General features: G+C 67.8%; 11 protein-coding genes. 6 read left to right on the plus strand and 5 right to left on the minus strand.

The window, feature by feature from the left end; genetic code table 11:
• Positions 1-174: 174 nt before the first annotated feature.
• Positions 175-1,065: a LysR family transcriptional regulator gene (locus ASD79_RS15635; RefSeq protein WP_056723255.1), complete on the minus strand. Its 891-nt coding sequence runs from the start codon at positions 1,063-1,065 to the stop codon at positions 175-177.
• A 93-nt stretch (positions 1,066-1,158) separates the two neighbouring features.
• Here ASD79_RS15635 and ASD79_RS15640 point away from each other — a divergent pair, with 93 nt between their 5' ends.
• The 6 genes from ASD79_RS15640 (at position 1,159) to ASD79_RS15665 (ending at position 12,086) form a co-directional block, all read left to right on the plus strand.
• Positions 1,159-2,352: a mandelate racemase/muconate lactonizing enzyme family protein gene (locus tag ASD79_RS15640; protein WP_056723256.1), complete on the plus strand. Its 1,194-nt coding sequence runs from the start codon at positions 1,159-1,161 to the stop codon at positions 2,350-2,352.
• A 72-nt stretch (positions 2,353-2,424) separates the two neighbouring features.
• Positions 2,425-3,681 (plus strand): C4-dicarboxylate transporter DctA, encoded by a 1,257-nt coding sequence (gene dctA / locus ASD79_RS15645; protein WP_082584981.1) that lies wholly within the window; start codon positions 2,425-2,427, stop codon positions 3,679-3,681.
• Between the two features lie 70 nt (positions 3,682-3,751).
• A complete protein-coding gene (locus ASD79_RS15650; RefSeq protein WP_082584982.1) occupies positions 3,752-7,537 on the plus strand; it encodes a LamG-like jellyroll fold domain-containing protein in 3,786 nt (1,261 codons plus the stop codon).
• A gap of 51 nt (positions 7,538-7,588) precedes the next feature.
• On the plus strand, positions 7,589-7,792 hold the full coding sequence (locus ASD79_RS15655; RefSeq protein WP_056723259.1) for a hypothetical protein: 204 nt from the start codon (positions 7,589-7,591) through the stop codon (positions 7,790-7,792).
• 176 nt (positions 7,793-7,968) lie between these two features.
• Positions 7,969-10,809, plus strand: coding sequence for a TonB-dependent receptor (locus tag ASD79_RS15660; RefSeq protein ID WP_156400542.1), 2,841 nt, complete (start codon positions 7,969-7,971; stop codon positions 10,807-10,809).
• A 122-nt stretch (positions 10,810-10,931) separates the two neighbouring features.
• Entirely contained in the window at positions 10,932-12,086 is a 1,155-nt protein-coding gene (locus ASD79_RS15665; protein WP_056723263.1) for a YncE family protein, read from the plus strand.
• A gap of 19 nt (positions 12,087-12,105) precedes the next feature.
• Here ASD79_RS15665 and ASD79_RS15670 read toward each other — a convergent pair whose 3' ends face one another.
• From ASD79_RS15670 to ASD79_RS15685, 4 genes are all read right to left on the minus strand, one after another.
• Positions 12,106-13,596 (minus strand): tryptophan halogenase family protein, encoded by a 1,491-nt coding sequence (locus ASD79_RS15670; RefSeq protein ID WP_056724047.1) that lies wholly within the window; start codon positions 13,594-13,596, stop codon positions 12,106-12,108.
• Positions 13,597-13,613: 17 nt separating this feature from the next.
• Positions 13,614-14,645 (minus strand): cupin-like domain-containing protein, encoded by a 1,032-nt coding sequence (locus tag ASD79_RS15675; RefSeq protein WP_056723265.1) that lies wholly within the window; start codon positions 14,643-14,645, stop codon positions 13,614-13,616.
• Between the two features lie 4 nt (positions 14,646-14,649).
• Positions 14,650-15,378, minus strand: coding sequence for a SapC family protein (locus tag ASD79_RS15680; protein ID WP_056723267.1), 729 nt, complete (start codon positions 15,376-15,378; stop codon positions 14,650-14,652).
• Between the two features lie 109 nt (positions 15,379-15,487).
• Positions 15,488-18,595 carry a TonB-dependent receptor gene (locus tag ASD79_RS15685; protein WP_056723269.1) on the minus strand — a complete coding sequence of 1,036 codons (3,108 nt, stop codon included), beginning with the start codon at positions 18,593-18,595 and terminating at the stop codon, positions 15,488-15,490.
• Positions 18,596-18,712 lie beyond the last annotated feature (117 nt).

Genomic DNA, 18,712 nt, shown 5'->3' on the forward strand with positions numbered 1-18,712 from the left:
GTCCATGCCAAACGGGCATGGGTCCCAACCGGATCGGCATTGGCCCCGGCCGTCGCGTCAAGCCTAAACTGTCGCGCGGCCTCGTCCTTCCTACCCGGGCGGCTCGCGAACTTTCTCCCCCAAACATCAAGGGGCGCCGACCCCGGGTTCGCCCCGGTCGGCGCCCTTCTTTTTTCAGCGAACCGCCAGTTCGCTCCAGAACGCCTCGGCCGCCAGGCTCTGGCGGGCGGTGGGACGGAAGACGCGGATATCGACGGGGGCTTCCCAGTCGCCGCCCGCCGCGCGCACCAGCCGCCCCTGCGCCACCTCGTTCTCGGCCAGGCTGACCGGCAGCCAGGCCACGCCCCGGCCGTCGCGCGCCATGGTCATCAGGCTGGCGGCCAGCCGCGCGGAGAACACGACCTTCAAGCCCTGAGCGCGATCGGTGAAGCGCTGGGCCTCGATGATCCGCCCCAGCCCCGACTCGTCGCTATAGGCCAGGTAGGGGATCTCGTCCGCCCCGTCCGACAGGCTCCAGCGCGGCCCGCCGTCCGGACCCGGCGCGACGAACGGCGCCAAGGCGTCCTGGCCGACCACCTGCGAGCGGAACTGCGCCCCGAACCGGCTGGGCGCGGCGGCGTGGTGATGGCACAGCAGGAACTGCGCCTCGCCGTGCAGCATCAGGTCCTCGCAGGCCTGCATGCTGTCGGAGATCAGCCGGATCGGGCCCAGCGTGGCCCGCGATTCCAGCTCGCGCATCCATTGCGGGAAGAAGGTGAAGGACAGGGCGTGGGTGGCGGCGAACCGCAGGGTGGCGGCCTCCATCCCGCCGGCCTCGCGGCTCTCGCGTCGCAGCTGGTTGATGCGGCGGATCAGTTCGTCGGCGCCGGTGCGGAACTGCTGGCCGGCCGCCGTCAGGGTGACGCCCGGCGTGGCGCGGTCGAACAGCGGCGCGCCCACCCAGTCTTCCAGCGCCCGCACCCGCCGGCTGAAGGCGGGCTGGGTCACGTGGCGGTTTTCGGCCGCCCGCGAGAAGTTTCCGGTCTCGGCCAGGGCGACGAAATCCTCGAGCCAGATCAATTCCATGGATGATGCCTGTTGCGCATAGCGATCGCCGGGAACGGCATTGGCTCGCGATTTGACGCTTGCCTAGGGTCCAGTCGCCAACTGGAGAACACCGTGCGTATCCTCGACATCCGCGAGAAGACCGTCTCAATCGCCTCGCCGATCGCCAATGCCTATATCGACTTCTCGAAGATGACTTGCTCGGTCGTCGCCGTCATCACCGATGTGGTGCGCGATGGCAAGCCGGTGATCGGCTACGGCTTCAATTCCAACGGCCGCTACGGCCAAGGCGCTCTGATGCGCGACCGCTTCCTGCCGCGCCTGGCCGAGGCGGCGCCCGACAGCCTGATCGACCCGGAAACCGGCAATCTCGACCCCTTCGCCATCTGGAAGGCCCTGATGGCCAACGAGAAGCCCGGCGGCCACGGCGAGCGCTCGGTGGCGGTCGGCACCCTGGACATGGCGGTCTGGGACGCGGTGGCCAAGATCGCCGAAAAGCCGCTCTATCGTCTGCTGGCCGACCGCTATCGTGGTGGCGTCGCCGACGACAAGGTCTGGGTCTACGCGGCCGGCGGCTACTACTATCCGGGCAAGGACGACGCCCAATTGCAGGCCGAGATGCGCGGCTATCGCGACCGCGGCTACCAGGTGGTCAAGATGAAGATCGGCGGCGCGCCGCTGGACGTCGACCTGCGTCGCATCGAGTCTGTGCTCGAGATCGTCGGCGACGGCCAGAACCTGGCGGTCGACGCCAACGGCCGCTTCGACCTGGAGACCGCCCTCGCCTACGCGCAGGCGCTCAAGCCCTACAACCTGTTCTGGTACGAGGAAGCCGGCGATCCGTTGGACTATCGCCTGCAGGCCGAGCTTTCCCGCCACTACGACCTGCCGATGGCCACCGGCGAGAACCTGTTCTCGCACCAGGACGCCCGCAACCTGCTGCGCCACGGCGGCATGCGGCCCGACCGCGACTTCCTGCAGTTCGACTGCGCCCTGTCATATGGCCTTGTCGAATACCTGCGCACGCTGGAGGTCCTGGAGCAGAACGGCTGGTCGTCGCGCCGGATCGTGCCGCACGGGGGGCATCAGATGTCGCTCAACATCGCCGCCGGCCTGCACCTGGGCGGCAACGAGTCCTATCCCGACGTCTTCAAGCCATTTGGCGGTTTCGCCGACGGCATCGCGGTCGAGAACGGCCATGTCGGCCTGCCCGACGCGCCCGGCGTCGGCTTCGAGGCCAAGTCGGAGCTCATCGCCCTGATGCGCACCCTTACCGAGGACGTCACCGCCGCCAGCCACGCGGCCTGAACCACACGACGACCCGGCGATCAAAGCCGGGCGCATTAGGGGGTAACGACCATTTCGACGCTCAAGCGACTGCTGTCCCAGATCTACGTCCAGGTGCTGTTCGCCATCGTCATCGGGGCGCTGGTGGGCCTGTGGTTCCCCCAGGTCGGAACCGCGCTGAAACCGCTGGCCGACGGCTTCATCAAGCTGATCAAGATGCTGCTGGCGCCGATCATCTTCGGCACCGTGGTGGTCGGCATCGCCAAGATGGGCGATCTCAAGGCGGTCGGTCGGATCGGCGTCAAGGCGCTGGTCTATTTCGAGGTGCTGTCGACCATCGCCCTGGTCGTCGGGCTGGTGGTGGTCAACGTCCTCAAGCCCGGCGCCGGCATGAACATCGACGCGTCGAACCTGGACGGCCAGGCCTTGGCCGGCTTCACGGCGGCGGCCAAGGAACAGGGCGTCGTGCCCTTCCTGCTCGACATCATTCCCACCACCCTGGTCGACGCCTTCGCCAAGGGGGCGATGCTGCAGGTCATCCTGCTGTCGGTGCTGATCGGGGTCGGGGTCGGCCAGATGGGTCCGCGCGCCAAGCCGCTGGTCGAGATGATCGACCTGTTTCTGGAGGCGATCTTCAAGGTGGTGGGCATGGTCATGCGCCTGGCCCCGCTGGGCGCCGGGGCCGGCATCGCCTTCACCATCGGCAAGTACGGGATCGACACCCTGTGGTCGCTGGCCCACCTGCTGATCGCCCTCTACGTCACCTCGCTGTTCTTCGTGCTGGTGGTGCTGGGCGGGGTGATGCGTTCGACCGGCCTGCCGTTCTTCGCGTTCCTGGGCTTCATCCGCGAGGAGATCTTCGTGGTGCTGGGCACCTGCTCGACCGAGGCCGTGCTGCCCCGGTTGATGCAGAAACTGGAGGATCTGGGCTGCGCCAAGCCGGTGGTCGGGCTGGTGCTGCCGACCGGCTACACGTTCAACGCCGACGGCACCTGCATCTACCTGACCCTGGCGACGGTGTTCGTCGCCCAGGCGACCAACACCCATCTGGGCCTCGTCGACCAGCTGGTGATCCTGGCGGTGCTGCTGCTGACCTCCAAGGGGTCGGCGGGCGTGGCGGGCGCGGGCTTCGTGACCCTGGCGGCGACCCTGTCGACCCTGCACGCCGTGCCGGTCAGTGGCCTGGTCCTGCTGCTGGGCGTCGACCGCTTCCTCAACGAGGCCCGCGCCGTCACCAACCTGATCGGCAACAGCGTCGCCACCGTGGCCATCGCCAAGTGGGACGGGGCGCTGGACATGGACAAGGCCCGCGAAACCCTCGCGCGCCGCCCTCAAGCCGACGCGACTTGATCTCGACATCACTTTGAATGACACCGGTTTCCATAACAGACTCGATACGAGCGAATTCAGGGAGGGCGCCATGGCCCGCTTAACCAGACAGACCCTCAAGGCCGCGCTGCTGCTGTCGGCCGCGCTGATCGCCGCACCGGGCCTGGGCCACGCCGCCCCAGAACAACAGGACGACGGCGGCCTGCTCTTCCACCTGACCGGCGACAAGGGGCTGACCGCCGACCTCGCCGCCGGCCAGGCCGCGCCCAACTTCGCCGACAAGGTCAAGATCCAGACTGACCCCGCCCACGGCCCCTATATCGAGGCCTCGGGCGACGAAGTGCTCAGTTGGATGGCCCCGGGCAACATCTACGCCCAGCGCGGCACGCTCAGTTTCTACTGGCGGGCCCGCGACCCGGTCGGCCCGACGCCCTTCCCGCTGTTCCGCGTCGGCTACGCCGACCACACCAGCTGGGACATGGCCTGGCTGCGCGTCGACTGGAACGGCAAGGGCTTCGACGCCTTCGTCACCGACAACAATCTCGCGCGCGTCCGCGTGAGCGTCGACGCCCCGGCGCCCCGGCCCGACCAATGGATCCTTGTGACCTTCACCTGGGACGAGACCAAGGGGATCGCCCTCTATGTCGACGGCAAACCGGTGGCCGCCAAGGCCCAGGTCGCCGCCCTCGACGCGGGCCTGGACCAGTTCGGTCCGCACAGCCGGGTGATCTCGCCCCACCAGGTGCAGAGCGCCTACCAGTTCGTCCGCGGCGGCGACGTCGACGACATCCGCGTCTACGACCACGCGCTGGGCGACGCCGACATCGCGGGACTGGCGGCCGGCAAGGAACCGGCCGCCGCGCCGCCGACCACCGCCGACGCCAAGGCCTGGCTCCACCGCTACGGCTGGGACCACCCGGCCGATCCGCCGCCCTACCTGGCCGATGCCGCGACCCGGGTGCGCAAGGTCGAGTTCACCGACCAGTACGACCTGAAGGAACGGATGGACCTGGGCTCGGACGGCATCGCCGAGACCACCTGGCCCGGCGTCTACAACCGCTCCAAGCTGCCCGGCCGCTACGACTATTTCGAGCTGCCCGACTGGAACGTCTATGTCGAGGGCGGCAAGGCCATCACCTTCACCCTGCCCGACGAGCCGTGGAACCGGCTGGAGTTCCAGGGCGCGGCCTATGGCGCGCTGACCGCGATCGACGCCGCCGGCAAGGAGACCCCGCTGGCCAGGCGGGCCCAGGGCCAGTTGCGCACCATCAACCAGTTCGCGCCCCTGAAGGGCGGCAAGCTGCGGTTCGACAACCTCGTCCAGGAAACCCCGATCCAGGAACTGGCCGCCTACGACGTCACGGCTGGCGCCGAGCCCGACGAGTTCACGCTGAGCTATGTCGTGCGGCCGGGCGCCGATCCCGCCGCCTATCCGACGCTGGACGACCTGACCACCTTCGTCAAAGGCCGGTTCGCGGCCGGCGAGCGGAACATGGTCGCCGCCCTGCCCGCCTCGGCCCCGGTCAAGGCCCGGGTCGAGGCCGCCGGCCCCAAGCTGCCGATCGTCCACGTGCTGATCCCCGCCGACTTCCGCCTGGGCCGGGCCGGCGGGCCGGTGGGCAAGTTCCAGTACGGCTGGCAGGGCATGGACGCCGGCCTCGACGGCGTGGCGATCGACATCCCGGCCCTGAACGTCAAGGCCACGCACGGCGGGCTGTTCCCGCTGAACATCAAGGTCAAGGACCCGCTGTGGCCGGGCCGCGACCTGATCGACGTCAACGTCTCGGTCAAGCCGGGCGAGGCCCGCACGGTGTTCCTCGACACCCGCGACCGCCTGCTGCCGCCGGACAGGAGCCTCTACCTGACCATCGCCGGGGCCGGCGGCGACTTCGACGCCAGACAGCTGGACGGCATGGCCGTGCGGCTGAAGTTCAAGCCCGCCCAGGACGCCAGGCCCGAGCACATCGCCGACCGCCTGGTCCAGGCACGCGACAACCTGGCCTTCCTGGTCGAGGAGCACGACGTCTCCAAGCGCCTGGCCCGTTACGCGCGGCTGGACCTGGAGTTGTCGGACCTGCTGCGGGTCGATCCGCAGAACCGGCACGGCCGCGAGATGTGGGCCGAGCTCAATCCCGAACAGCCGGGCGTTCCCGTCACCCTGCCCGTGGCCCCGGCCGGGGTTCCGAAATGGGCCTTCCTGCAGGTCGAGGACCTCAAGCGGGTCCGCCACTTCATCGAATGGTGGATCGACAACCGCCAGGTCCCCTACGGCGACTTCGGCGGCGGCATTTCCGACGACAACGACCTGACCCAGCAGTGGCCGCCCCTGGCCTTGATGGGCGACATTCCCGACAAGACCACCGCCTCGCTCAACGCCCTGGCCGACGCCGCCTACAAGAACGACATGCTTCCCCTGGGCCTGTCGAAGATCAAGACCGACGAGCTCCACTCCTACGAGGAGGGGATCAACCTCAAGGCCGAGGCGATGTACACCAGCTACGGCGACCCCAAGGTCGTCGAGCGGCTGATGGAGACGGCCCGAGCCTATCCGACCGTCATGGGCAAGGGCGAGGACGGCCACGTCCACGTGCTCAGCCGGTTCTTCTCGGCGACCGACGTGTCGCGGGACGGCCCGTGGGGCTGGTCGCACCCCTATTCCTACCTGATCCTGCATCCCGGGATCATGCTGGCCGACTTCAACGGCGACCCGACCCTGCGCAAGCTGATCGTCGACCTGGCCGACGGCCACATGGCCCACGGCAAGCAGGATCCGGACGGGACCTGGCGCTATCCGGAGGACATCAACGCCGCCACCGGCCAGTCGCGCGGCGAACTGGCCGGCAAGGCGCGCGGCAACATCTCGGCCATCCAGCTGTTCTGGGCCGCCTGGCGCTGGACCGGCGACGAGAAGTACCTGCTGCCGCTGAAGGGCGAGATGGCGCACGGCAAGCTGCGCGGCATGGACGAGCTGAACAGCGACGTCGTCGACATGCTGGGCCAGCGCGCGACCTGGGGCGCGGAGTTCGAGCGCCGGGCCAAGGCCGGCGACAACGATCCCTTCACCCTCTACGAGGCCTGGCGGACCAGCGGCGACACCCGCTTCCTGGAGAAGGTCTATGGCGACGAGATCACCACCGCCGAGCAGCGGATGTGGATGATGACCGACGCCCACTGGTGGTCGGACCGGGTGGAGCTGTTCAGCGACATCCTGCAGCGCTCGCGCCTGGGCGGCATGGCCCTGCGACGGAACCAGATGTTCCCCGGTCACCTGGTCAGCTGGCGCTTCGACACGCCGACCGGGGCCGAGGACGTCGGCATCCTGGTCACGGGCGGCCCAAAGGGGTTCAGGGTCACCGGTTACAACCTGACCGGCCGGCCGATCCACGCGGTGATGACCGGCTGGGACGTCGTCGCCGGCCAGTGGAAGATGGTCCGCGCCGTCGAGGGCGCCGCCGATCCGGGGACCCGCCTGGCCTTCGAGCGCACCACCGGCGTCGACGTGACCTTCGCGCCCGGCAAGACCACCACCTGGGACTTCGCGCTGGAAACCCCCGCCGCCCCGGCAGCCGGGCGCGCCGACCTGGGCGTCGGTCGTGACGACGTCAAGGCGACGCGCTCGGGCCTGACGGTGACCGTCCACAGCCTGGGCTCCAGGCCGGCCCCGGCCAGCATTGTGGTGCTGGAAGACGCCGCCGGTCACGAACTGGCCCGCGCCACGACGCCCGCCCTGCCCGCGCCGCTCGACCTGAAGCCCAAGACCGCCCAGGTGAGCTTGGCGTCGAAGGCCGGCTGGAAGACCGGCTATCGCGTGCGGATCGTCACCCCGACCGGCGCGCCGGAGATCACCCAGCTCAACAACATCGTCACCGCCCCCTGACCAAAAACCGGAGACCCCGGAGCGGACGCGCTCCGGGGGCGTTACCTCGCCATGGCCGAAACCCTCACCGTTCCCCGCGACCTCTTCCTGCGCCTGCGCGCCCGGTTGCCCGCCGTCACCCGCGAGCACCTGTTCGACTGCTACGCGATCAGCGAAACCACCTGGACCAAGCTGCGCGACGGCAAGCCCGTCAAGCGCTCCACCCTGGAGCGGATCCTGCGCCGCTACGAAGGGTTGATCGCCCGCGCCGCGTGATGCCGGACCGGCATCAACAGGTTCGAGAACGGCATTGGCGGCGCGCCGCCGCCGGCTCCTAGTCTCCCGGCGGGATGAGGTCCCGCCGCCGATCCGAACACCGGTCGGCGCCCGGCCCCTCCCGAGAACAAGACCGAGCATCGGTCAGAAAATGTCCCGTCGGGAGGGAAATGGGTATGCATACTGTTCAACGCCGCACATGGCTGGCGAGCGCGTCCTTGGCCGCCGTCTGCCTGGGCCTGGCCGCCACGCCGGCCCTGGCGCGGCAAGACGCGGCGCCGCCGGCGCAAGCCACGCCGAACAATGACGCCGTGTCGGAAGTGGTGGTCACCGGCTTCCGCTCCAGCCTGGCCAAGGCCCTAAACGTCAAGCGCCAGGAGTCCGCGGCCGTCGACTCCATCCTGGCCGAGGACATCGGCAAGTTCCCCGACCTCAACCTCTCGGAATCCATCCAGCGCATCCCCGGCGTCGCCCTGGCGCGCGACGGCGGCGAAGGCCGGCAAATCTCGGTGCGGGGCCTGGGCCCGCAGTTCACCCGCGTGCGCATCAACGGCATGGAAGCCCTGACCACCGGCGGCGGTTCCGACGCCGGCGGCGGCATCAACCGCGGCCGCTCGTTCGACTTCAACGTCTTCGCCTCGGACCTGTTCAGCGCCATCACCGTGCGCAAGACGGCCGAAGCGGCCACGGAGGAAGGCTCGCTCGGCGCCACCGTCGACCTGCGCACCGCCCGCGCCTTCGACTATCACGGCTTCAAGATGGTCGGCTCGCTGCAGGGCAGCTACAACGACCTGGCCAAGTCGACCAATCCGCGCGGCGCCTTCATGGTCTCCAACACCTGGAAGGACGACACCTTCGGCGCCCTGCTGTCGGTGGCCTACACCAAGCGCAAGCTGGACGACGAGGGCTCCTCGACCGTCCGCTGGGCGACTGGCGCCGCCTTCGGCCCCGGCTTCGACGCCCTGCCCAACGGCGCGGGCCTGCCGACCACGGTCAACCCGGCCGCCGCCGCCAACAACGCCGCCTTCCACCCGCGCTTCCCGCGCTACGACAACTATATCGACGACCAGGAGCGCATCGGCGGCACCCTGTCGCTGCAATGGCGGCCGAGCGACAAGACCCTGATCAGCTTCGACGGCCTCTATGCCGACTTCAAGGGCACGCGCGAGGAGCAGTACCTCGAGGCGCCGTCGTTCAGCGTCGGCGGGGCCTGCACCGCGGCCAACGTCAACACCTCCTGCGGCATCGCCCAGACCCACGTGGTGTCCTCGACCATCGACAGCCACAACACGATGATCGCCGGCAAGTTCAACAACGTCGACCTGCGGGTCGAAAACCGCTTCGACGAACTCGACACCAAGTTCACCCAGCTGGGCCTGAACCTCGACCACCAGATCACCGACGACATCAAGGTCACAGGCCTGCTGGGCCATTCGAAGTCGGACCACCAGAACCCGGTGCAGACGACAGTCCAGTTCGACCAGTTCAACGTCCAGGGCTATTCCTACGACTACAGCAACGGCAACCTGCCGGTGATCGACTACGGCAGCGCCCAGCTGACCAACCCGTCGAGCTGGGTGCTGACCCAGATCCGCCAGCGCCCGCAGACCGCCGTCAACACCTATGACGTCGCTCAGATCGACGGCGAATGGGCCAATCTGGGGATCTTCAAGCTGAGCGGCGGCGCGGCGTTCAAGGAGTACAAGTTCACGACCACCGAGCTGCGCCGCTCCAACGGCTCCAGCACCAATATCGAACCCACCGTGCCGGCCGCCCTGGTGGCCCTCCCGACCTCGTCGTACGGCAAGGTCGTCAACTTCGCCGGCGCCGACGTGCTGATCCCCAACGTCCAGACCGCCGCCGGCGTGCTCAGCCTCTATGACCAGACAGCCTATGGCGGCGCGTTCCACCTGGGCAAGGAACCGGCCCTGGGCAACAACCGCGGCGTCACCGAGAAGGACGCCGGCGGCTATGTGCAGGCCGACTTCGACACCCAGGTCGCGGGGCGTCCGCTACGCGGCAATTTCGGAGTGCGCTACGTCAAGACCAAGCAGCGGTCGCAGGGCTACACCTATGTCAGCGGCGCGCCGCTGGCGATCACCGCCGAGCGTGAATACAGCGACACCCTGCCGTCGATGAACGTGGTCTACGAGCCGATCGACAATTTCCTGATCCGCTTCGGCGCGGCCAAGGTGATGTCGCGGCCCGACCTCGGCAGCCTGACCCCGGGCGCGACGATCAGCGTCTCGGGCGCCGGCCGCAGCGTCACCGCCGGCAACCCCAACCTCGACCCGTTCCGGGCCAAGGCCTACGACCTGTCGTTCGAATGGTACTTCCAGCAGTCGGGCCTGCTGTCGCTGGCGGTGTTCAAGAAAGAGATCGGCAGCTTCGTCCAGACGCTGCAGACCAACGGGGCTTTCACCGGCAATGCGTTCGGCCTGCCCGACAGCGTGGCCATCGCCGCCTGCGGCGCGACCAACGGCTGCAGCCCCAGCGCCCAGTGGCAGTTCACCGTGCCGAGCAACACTCCCGGCGGCGACCTGACCGGCTACGAGATCAACTACCAGCAGCCGTTGACCTTCCTGCCGGGCTTCCTCAAGCACACCGGCGTGCTGCTGAACTACACGCACGTCAAATCGTCGATCAACTACCTGAACGGCGCCGGCGCGGTGGTGGCCACGGCCAACCTGACCGGCCTGTCGCCCAGCTCGTACAACGCCACGGTCTATTACGAGGACAGCAAGTGGAGCGCCCGCGCCTCGGCGGCCTACCGCGACGCCTACCTGACCCGGATCCCGGGCTCGGAGGCCGGCACCGACGCCGACGGCGCCGCCTCGACGCTCAATGTCGACGCCTCGCTGCAGTACACGGTCAACGACCACTTCAAGCTCACCTTGGAGGGCGTGAACCTGACCGACGAGAACCAGGACCAGTTCAACGACTCCGTCGCCGACCGGTCCTCGTTCTATCACCACACGGGCCGCGAGTTCATTCTGGGCGTCCGCTACACCTACTGACGGCCAGATGAAGCGATGGCGCGATGGTTTGTCCCCGCCGCGCCTCGACAGCAGAGGTGCGCGGACGTCCCTCCCGGCGTCCGCGCGCTTTCGCGTTTCCCCAATCGCGGTCAGGATCAGCCATGCTCGTTCGCGCCCTTCTCGCCACCGCTGTCGCCCTCAACCTGAGTCTGGGCCTGGCGAGCGCCGTCCAGGCCCAGATCGCGGTCTCGGCCAATGACGGCAAGCAGGTGCTGGACGACGGCGAGCAGGTGGTCCCAGCCCATCCGGCCCCGGACTCCGTCACCCTGATCGACATGTCCGCCTCGCCGCCCCGGAGCGTCGGCGACGTCGCCGCCCCGACCAGCGTCATCGGGCCACCGTCCAGCGTGGCGGTGGCGCCCGACGAGTCCTTCGCCCTGGTCACCGCGGCCCGCAGGCTGACGCCCGGCGATCCCACCACCATCAGCCCGGACGACGTGGTCAGCGTCATCGACCTGAAGACCCGGCGCGTGACCGCCACCCTGCACGCCGGGGCCGGGGCCTCGGGGGTGTCGATCAACCGAGCCGGGACCCTGGCCCTGGTGGCCAACCGCGCCGAGGGCACGGTCAGCGTCTTCACCGTCGCCGGCGGCGTCCTGACCCCGGTCGGCAAGGTCCGGGTCGGCGAACCGGACTCCTCGCCGGCCATGCCGATCTTCTTCGACGACGACCACCGGGCCCTGGTGTCGCGCGACCGTGATCACAAGATCGTCCAGCTGAGCCTCGACGGCGCGACCGTCGCCGTCACGTCGGTGACCCTGGCCCCCGGCCTGCGCCCCTATCAGATCGACACCGACGGCCCGCGCCGCTTCGCCGTGTCGGGAAACATCGGCGGCGGCGGGCGCGACGTCGATACGATCAGCCTGATCGACTTGGCCCCAGCCATCCCCCGCGTCGTCGACACCGTGGCCGTCGGCCTGACGCCGGAAGGCCTGAAGATGTCGCCCGACGGCCGTTACGTCGCGGTCAACGTCAACAACGGCTCCAACCTCGCCCGCGCGGCGCCAGGCTATCATCCCAAGGGCCTGGTCCAGATCTGGCGCATCGACGGCGAAAGGCTGACCAAGGTCACGCAGGCCGACGTCGGCGCCTGGGGTCAGGGGATCGCCTGGTCGCGCGACTCCCGCCGCCTGCTGGTCCAGTGCGTGGTCGGCCAGACGATCGAGGCCTTCGCCTTCGACGGCCGCCGCCTGCGCCACACCGCCACCCTGCCCATGCCCGCTGGCCCGGCGGCGATCAGGACCGCCGAGCCGTGAGGGCCTTGGCTTCCGTCCTTCAGGCCGGGGCGACCGGGCAGTAGCGGTCCACGAAGGCCTGGTGGCTCGGCATCCGGTCCACCGCGCGGGCGATGTTGCCCTTCAGGTCGTTCAGCGCCTGGCGCAGCTGCTCGGGTGGCATCAGACGGCCCATGTGGTGGTGGCCGCTTGGTCGCAACCTCTGCCCCAGCATCACCTGCAGCCAGGAGTCGGTCTGGAACAGTTCGCCCGGGGCCCGGAACACGTGGCCGCTGTCACGAAACAGGGCGATGCGATGGGCCAGGCTGTCGGGGATTTCCATGGTCCGGCAGTGGTCCCAGAACGGGCTGTCGGTCCGCTCGGTCAGCTTGTAGTGCAGCACGACGAAGTCGCGGATCTTCTCGATCTCGTCGTCGGCCAGATGGTTGAAGCGGTCGCTGAGCGCTTCGTTGCAGCCGGCGAACGGGAAGAGCTGAAGCAGCCGGTGCACCGCGACCATGATCATGTGGATCGAGGTGGATTCCAGCGGCTCGATGAAGCCGGCGGCCAGACCTATGGCGACGCAGTTCTTGTGCCAGGCCTTGCGGCGGCGGCCGGCGCGGAAGCGGATGAGCCGGGGCTCGGCCACCATCTCGCCCTCGATCATGTCGCGCAGCCCCGCCTGCGCCTCGTCGTCGCTCATATGGTCGCTGGAATAGACGAAGCCGTTGCCGATCTTGCCCTGCAGCGGAATGCCCCACAGCCATCCCGCCCGATGGGCGATGGCGCGGGTGTAGGGATAGGCCGGAGCGTCCGTGCGCGTCTGAACCGCCAGGGCGCTGTTGTTGGGCAGCCAGTGGGTCCAATCCTCGAAACCGACCTCCAGAGCGCCCCCCATCAGCAGCGACCGGAAGCCGGTGCAGTCGATGAAGAGGTCGCCCTCGATCACCTCGCCCGACTCCAGCACCAGCGCCTCGATGAACCCGTCGTCGGACCGCTGCTTGACGCTGGTGATCTTGCCCTCGACCCGCCGGACGCCCTTGCCCTCGCTCTTCGCGCGCAGGTACCGGCCGTAGAGGGTGGCGTCGATGTGATAGGCGTAATTCAACGAGGCGTTCTCGTCGGTGAAGAACCGGTGATCCTCGGCGGCCTTGAGCTCAAGACAGTAGTCTCCAAGGTCGCCGCCGAACCCCTGCGCCTTGGCCTGAAGCCAGAAGTGGTGGAAATCGCCGAGCCAGGTTGATTTCCCGATCTGACCGAACGAGTGGATGTACCGGTCGCCGATCTCGCCCCAGTTCTCGAACGAAATCCCCAGCTTGAAGGTCGCCTGGCAGGCGCTCATGAATTCCGGTTCGTCCAGATTGAGCAGAGCGTTGAAGGTGCGCGCCGTGGGGACGGTCGACTCCCCTACCCCGACCGTGCCGATGTCGTCGGATTCGATCAGGGTGATGTCCAGCAGCGGCCCCAGTTGCTTCGACAGGGCGGCGGCGGCCATCCAGCCGGCGGAGCCGCCGCCGGCGATCACCACCTTCTTCACGACCTGTTCGGCCATCGGAGCCTTCTCCTCGTTCATCGGTTCAGTCGGTTGAGCAGCAGAGCGCGCAGGCGGCGGGCCTTGAGGTCGTCCATCGGCCCCAGCGCGCCGCGCGCCGCCTCGGGCAGGTGGGCGCCAGCGCGGTCGGAGGGCCCGAAGACATAGTGGTCGAACAGCTCGCGCCAGCCCTGCTTCTCGAAGTCGGGGCGATCGCGCAGGCTGAGCAGGCCATGCAGCAGGGTGTTCATGGGCGTGTCCATGAAGCCCGGCGCGCTGTTCCACCAGTAATTGACCAGCACGTTGAAGGCGTCCAGGGCCTCGACCTGGTGCCACCACAGGGCCGGGTAGACCAGCACGTCGCCGGGCTCCAGTTCGGCGACCTGGGCGGCGGCCAGGGCGTCGCGGAAACCCGGGAAGCGGTCGTGGTCGGGGTTCTCGAAATCAACCATGCTCACGGCCTGGCCGCCGGGCGTCGGCTCCAGCGGGCCGGGATAGAGATTGTGGACCTGGTTGGGCGGAAACAGCGTGAAGCGGCGGCGTCCGACCACGCAGCAGGCGATGTTGTTGGACATGTCGTAGTGGGCGGCCGCCGTCGTGCGATTGCCGATCCAGATGCTGACCAGCGGCGGCTCGCCGCCGAACACTTCGGGATCCAGCCCCAGGTCGTTCCGCTCGCGAAAACCCGGCAGATAGGTGTCCAGGTCGGTGGAGCCGACATAGAGGGAGGGGGCGCTCTCGTCGGCGAGATGTCGCGAGATGTTGTCCAGGACGGCGTCCAGCGGCTCGCGCCTAGCCTGGAAGTTCATCCCGGTGACCGTGTCGTCGTAGAAGAACCGTCCCTTGATTTCCGGCGCCCCACGATAGGCGACCACCCGCTGGCCCTTGGCGAAGCCGGCGAGGTAGGCCATCGCCGGCTCCGGGCCCTCCAGGCCCAGCCTGACCAGCGGCCAGTCGCGAGCCAGCCCCCTGAAGATCATCGGCCTCTGGTCACGCAGGATCTCGTCGAAAGGGATGTCCTTCGGCGACGAGACCGCGACCACCGGGGTCCTGCACGCGATATCGACCATGAATTCAGACTTCCGCCAGCCGGCGGGTTTTCAGGTCGATCAGGGTCCGCAGGTTGCCCATCGACGATACGACCCACTGGGCCGCGCGCAGAAGCCCGGACCGGTGGAGCCGCAGGAGATCCGCCGCGTCCAGCCCCACCAGGCGTTCCTGGGAGATCGTGTAGAGGTCGGGCAGGTCGTAGGACCGCTCGTCGTCGAGCTTGATCTCCACCACGACCGGCTCGATCAGCGCCAGTTCCTCGAAGGCGGCGAACATCGCCGGGCCCATCTCCAGGCCGTCATAGATGGCGCCGAGAAGACCCACGACCCCCTGCAGGTAAGGCGCGTTGCCGCCGGCCGGCAGGAACACCGCCTCCCCTTCCGTCCGGCTGATCCGCGGATGGTCCAGATCGACATGGATCATCAGTTCGGGCTGAGCGGCGTCGGCCGAGCGATCGCCCTGCAGCGCGATCGAGAACGGTCCCCGTTGCTGCACCGCGGGGACGTAACGGGCCCGCCAGCTCCCGTCGTCCAGGAACAGGTTCTCGTCCCGATCCAGTCCCAGCAGGGCGATGGTCTGGTAGGCGCCGGTCGCGTCCTTGCGGAAGAACATCGGGTACTCGCGCTGGACGTCCTCGAACTCGGTCGGCAGCACCAGAACCTGGTTGATGTCGTCGCCGAACCGCGCGCCGTGGCCCGTGAGGACCCGCAGGTCCCCATGGTCGACATTGTTCAGCAGCACTCTGTTGGTCATGTCCGCCTTCCGGGCTCGCGAAAAGCCGAGCCCCTGCCCTGTAGCCTTGAGAAGAAAAAGGCCGCTGCAAGCAGCGACCTTTCCCCCATCGTGGATCTACGTCCACCACCTAGAAGCGATAGCGCGCTCCGAGCAGGAAGCGGCGATCCAGTTCCTGAGCGTACCACAGCTGGTTCTCGTCACGGGCATAGGTCCGCAGGCTCTCCTTGGTCAGGTTGATCCCTTCCAGCGAGATGGCGAGTTTTTCCGTCACGTCGTAGCTGATGTTGATGTCCAGCTGGCCGAAGGGTTCGACGAAGACCGGGTTCCTGGAGCCGCCACGGTTGGTGGCCTGCAGGAAGCGGTCGCGCCAGTTATAGGCTACGCGGGCCGAGATGCCGTACTTCTCGTAGATCAGCGTGGCGTTGGCCGTGTCGCTGAGCCCGAGCAGCGCGAACTGGTCCTGCCCCGGATCCGCGGCGATATCGAAGCCGATGTCGCCGCGCACCATGGTGTAGGCCGCGGCAACGCCGAACCCGGTGTCGCCGATGAAGTGCTGGGCGGCGATTTCGAAACCGTGGATCTTGCCGGTCTCGTTGTTGATCGGCTTGGAGACTTGGAAATTGAACAGCGGATCGGTCGCGGTCGGCTCGATGTCGACCGTGGCCAGGATGTTGTCCACGAACGCCTGGTTGAGGTCGCCACCCGGTCCGCGGTTGGCCTGGAACTGGGCGGTCGCGGCGGCCACCGAGCCGGTCTGCTGGATCAGGGCCGTCATCGTGAACAGATTCACGTCGGTCTGGTCGGCGCCGATCGTCGTGAGCGAAGCCTTGGCGTCGCCCGAACGGGTGCCGGCCGCGCCGGAGCTGGGATCGCGCAGACCGAACAGGTTCTGCATGACGGTGCCCCGACCGACGAAGTTGTTGACCCGCTTCTCGAAGAAGCCCGCCGAGATGAAGCTGCTGGGCTTGTAGTACCACTCCAGCGAAACGTCGAAGTTGTCGGAGATCGCCGGCTGCAGGTTCGGGTTGCCCGAGGTGCCGAGTGGGACGGCGCCGTTGGCGATCGGACGGTTGGGTGCCCCGGCGGTCTGGGCGGCGAACAGATCGCCGTAGTCCGGGCGCCCGAGGGTGCGGCTGAACGAGAAGCGCCCCACGATGTCGTCGGTCAGCTCCACCTGGAAGTCCATCGCCGGCAACAGGCTGGAATACTTGCCCTTGCCGGAAACCGGCGAGTAGGTGGAGAGTGTATCGACGCGGAAGTCGTTGTCGGCGGTCCAGATGATAGCCCGCGGCGTGCGGACCAGCGAAGTGGACGTGACCTTGGTCTCTTCGTAGCGCACGCCGGCCACCAGGGTGGCCGGGCGTCCCGCCAGTTGCGCCTTCCAGGTCAATTGGAAGTAGCCAGCCAGGATGTCCTCGTCGACGCGGTTGTTGTCCTGACTGGTGACGGCGACGGCGTTGCCGCGCTGGGCGTAGACCGGCGACAGGGCGTTGTAGAGGTCGACCGCATTGGCGCGGAACGAGATCAGGCCAGGCCCGCTCTGCTTCGGATCGAAGCTGTCGAACTTGCAGGCCATGCAGAAGGTGCTGACCAGGCCGTTGGCGTACTGGTTCACGTCACGCGGATTGGAGATGCCCCAGCTGCCCAGGTCCTGCTGGGTGTTGACGGCCGATTGGGTCATCTTGGAGGAGCGGTAGTTCACCCCGAAGTCGAACCGGCTGCCGCCGTCGTCATCCAGGTCCCAGCTGGCGTCGGCGCGGATTTCCTTGATCTCGTGCTGCTGGCGCTGGGCGGAGGTGCGGGCCACCTGGCTGCCCAGGTCGCCGACGTCCAGCACGCCGTTGGCGTTGCCGCGCGGCAGGGCGTCGTTGATCGTGAAGCTCTGGACCGGAATCTTGCCGCTGTAGTCCACCGAGTGGCTCGAAACGATCGGCGCGCCGATGCTGACCGAGGTCGAGCTCGTCCCGTTGGGGGCGTCCGGCGCGCTGTCGGCCTTCGAGATGTGGCCGTCCACCGTCACCTTGAACCGGTCGCTGAGGTCCCAGGCGGCGTTCAGCCCGTAGGACTTCAAGGTGTCCTCGTTAGCGCGATACTGCTGCTCGAAGCCCATGTCTTTGGTGCCGCTGAGCGTTTCCTGCAGCAGCACGGCGGTGGCGACGACGGGGTTGTCGTCGAACGTCACCTTGTCGAACGGACGGTTGAACCAGTTGGTGCTGTCGTTGCGCTTTTCGTAGGTCTTGTTGCGCGCATAGAGGGCGTCAGCCGTCAGGGTCAGGTTTTCGATCGGACGATATTGCACGGTCGCCTGGCCGTTCAGGCGTTCGCGCTGGCCTTCGGAGAAGTGGTAGCGGCTGTCGTTCGGGATCGAGACCCAGGTGTTGGGATCCTTCGGCGCGTTGGTGATCTGGGTGGCGCCGCCGTTGCGGACGTAGCCGTTGGCCGGATTGATGAAGTCCGAGTAGTGGCGCATGTTCCAGTCGTTGGAGGTGGCGGCGCGGCTGGTAAAATTGCGCTTCTGATAGCTGCCGAATAGCGCGACGCCGAACTTGTCGCTGTCGTCGGTCCAGTTGAGCAGGCCGGAGACTTCCGGCGTCAGCTTGTCGGCGTCCTCCAGGCTCTTGTCGACGCCGGTGTCGTAGACCGCCTTGACGCCGATGCTGCCCGAAAGCCCGGATTCGCGCGCCTCGAACGGGTGGCGCGTCTTGACGTTGATCGTCGCGCCGATCCCGCCGGAGGGGATCGCGGCGCGGCCGGTCTTGTAGACCTCCAGCGTGCTGACGCCTTCCGAGGCCAGGTTGGAGAAGTCGAAGGACCGGCTGGTGCCGCCGGCGAAGTCCGCCGACTGGTCGCCGCCGACGGTCACCACATTGGCGGTCGGCATGGTGCGGCCGTTGAGCGTCACCAGGTTGAACCCGCCACCGAAGCCGCGCACCGTGACCTGAGAGCCCTCGCCGTTCGTGCGGTCGATGGACACGCCGGTGATGCGCTGCAGCGACTCCGCCAGGTTGGTGTCGGGGAACTTGCCGATGTCCTCGGCCGAGATCGCGTCGACGACGCCGCTGTTGCTGCGCTTGATCTCGATGGCGCGGTCGAGCGAGGCCCGAATGCCCGTGACGATGATCTCTTCCACGGTATCAGATTTAGGCGCCTCCTGGGCCGCGGCATGGCCTGCGGCAAGCGCCGCCGACAAGGCCAACAGAGACGCAGACGTAGTCCACCGACGGTGCCGTTTCATGGTCGTTTCCCCGCGCTTTGCCCGTGAATTGGGCTTCAATTTTTTTGTTACAACATCGTCAAAAATTTCCAGGGGCGCCTCGCGAAAGCCCCAAATTTCAACTTGACGACGAAGTCA

Origin of the sequence: Caulobacter sp. Root655, from assembly GCF_001427665.1 — a bacterium.
Taxonomy (GTDB): Bacteria; Pseudomonadota; Alphaproteobacteria; order Caulobacterales; family Caulobacteraceae; genus Caulobacter.

Coding starts and splice junctions, on each gene's coding strand:
- ASD79_RS15650 (WP_082584982.1), top strand. CDS start 3,752: ATGGCCCGCTTAACCAGACAGACCCTCAAGGCCGCGCTGCTGCTGTCG.
- ASD79_RS15680 (WP_056723267.1), bottom strand. CDS start 15,378: ATGACCAACAGAGTGCTGCTGAACAATGTCGACCATGGGGACCTGCGG.
- ASD79_RS15660 (WP_156400542.1), top strand. CDS start 7,969: ATGCATACTGTTCAACGCCGCACATGGCTGGCGAGCGCGTCCTTGGCC.
- ASD79_RS15665 (WP_056723263.1), top strand. CDS start 10,932: ATGCTCGTTCGCGCCCTTCTCGCCACCGCTGTCGCCCTCAACCTGAGT.
- ASD79_RS15675 (WP_056723265.1), bottom strand. CDS start 14,645: ATGGTCGATATCGCGTGCAGGACCCCGGTGGTCGCGGTCTCGTCGCCG.
- ASD79_RS15635 (WP_056723255.1), bottom strand. CDS start 1,065: ATGGAATTGATCTGGCTCGAGGATTTCGTCGCCCTGGCCGAGACCGGA.
- ASD79_RS15655 (WP_056723259.1), top strand. CDS start 7,589: ATGGCCGAAACCCTCACCGTTCCCCGCGACCTCTTCCTGCGCCTGCGC.
- ASD79_RS15685 (WP_056723269.1), bottom strand. CDS start 18,595: ATGAAACGGCACCGTCGGTGGACTACGTCTGCGTCTCTGTTGGCCTTG.
- ASD79_RS15670 (WP_056724047.1), bottom strand. CDS start 13,596: ATGGCCGAACAGGTCGTGAAGAAGGTGGTGATCGCCGGCGGCGGCTCC.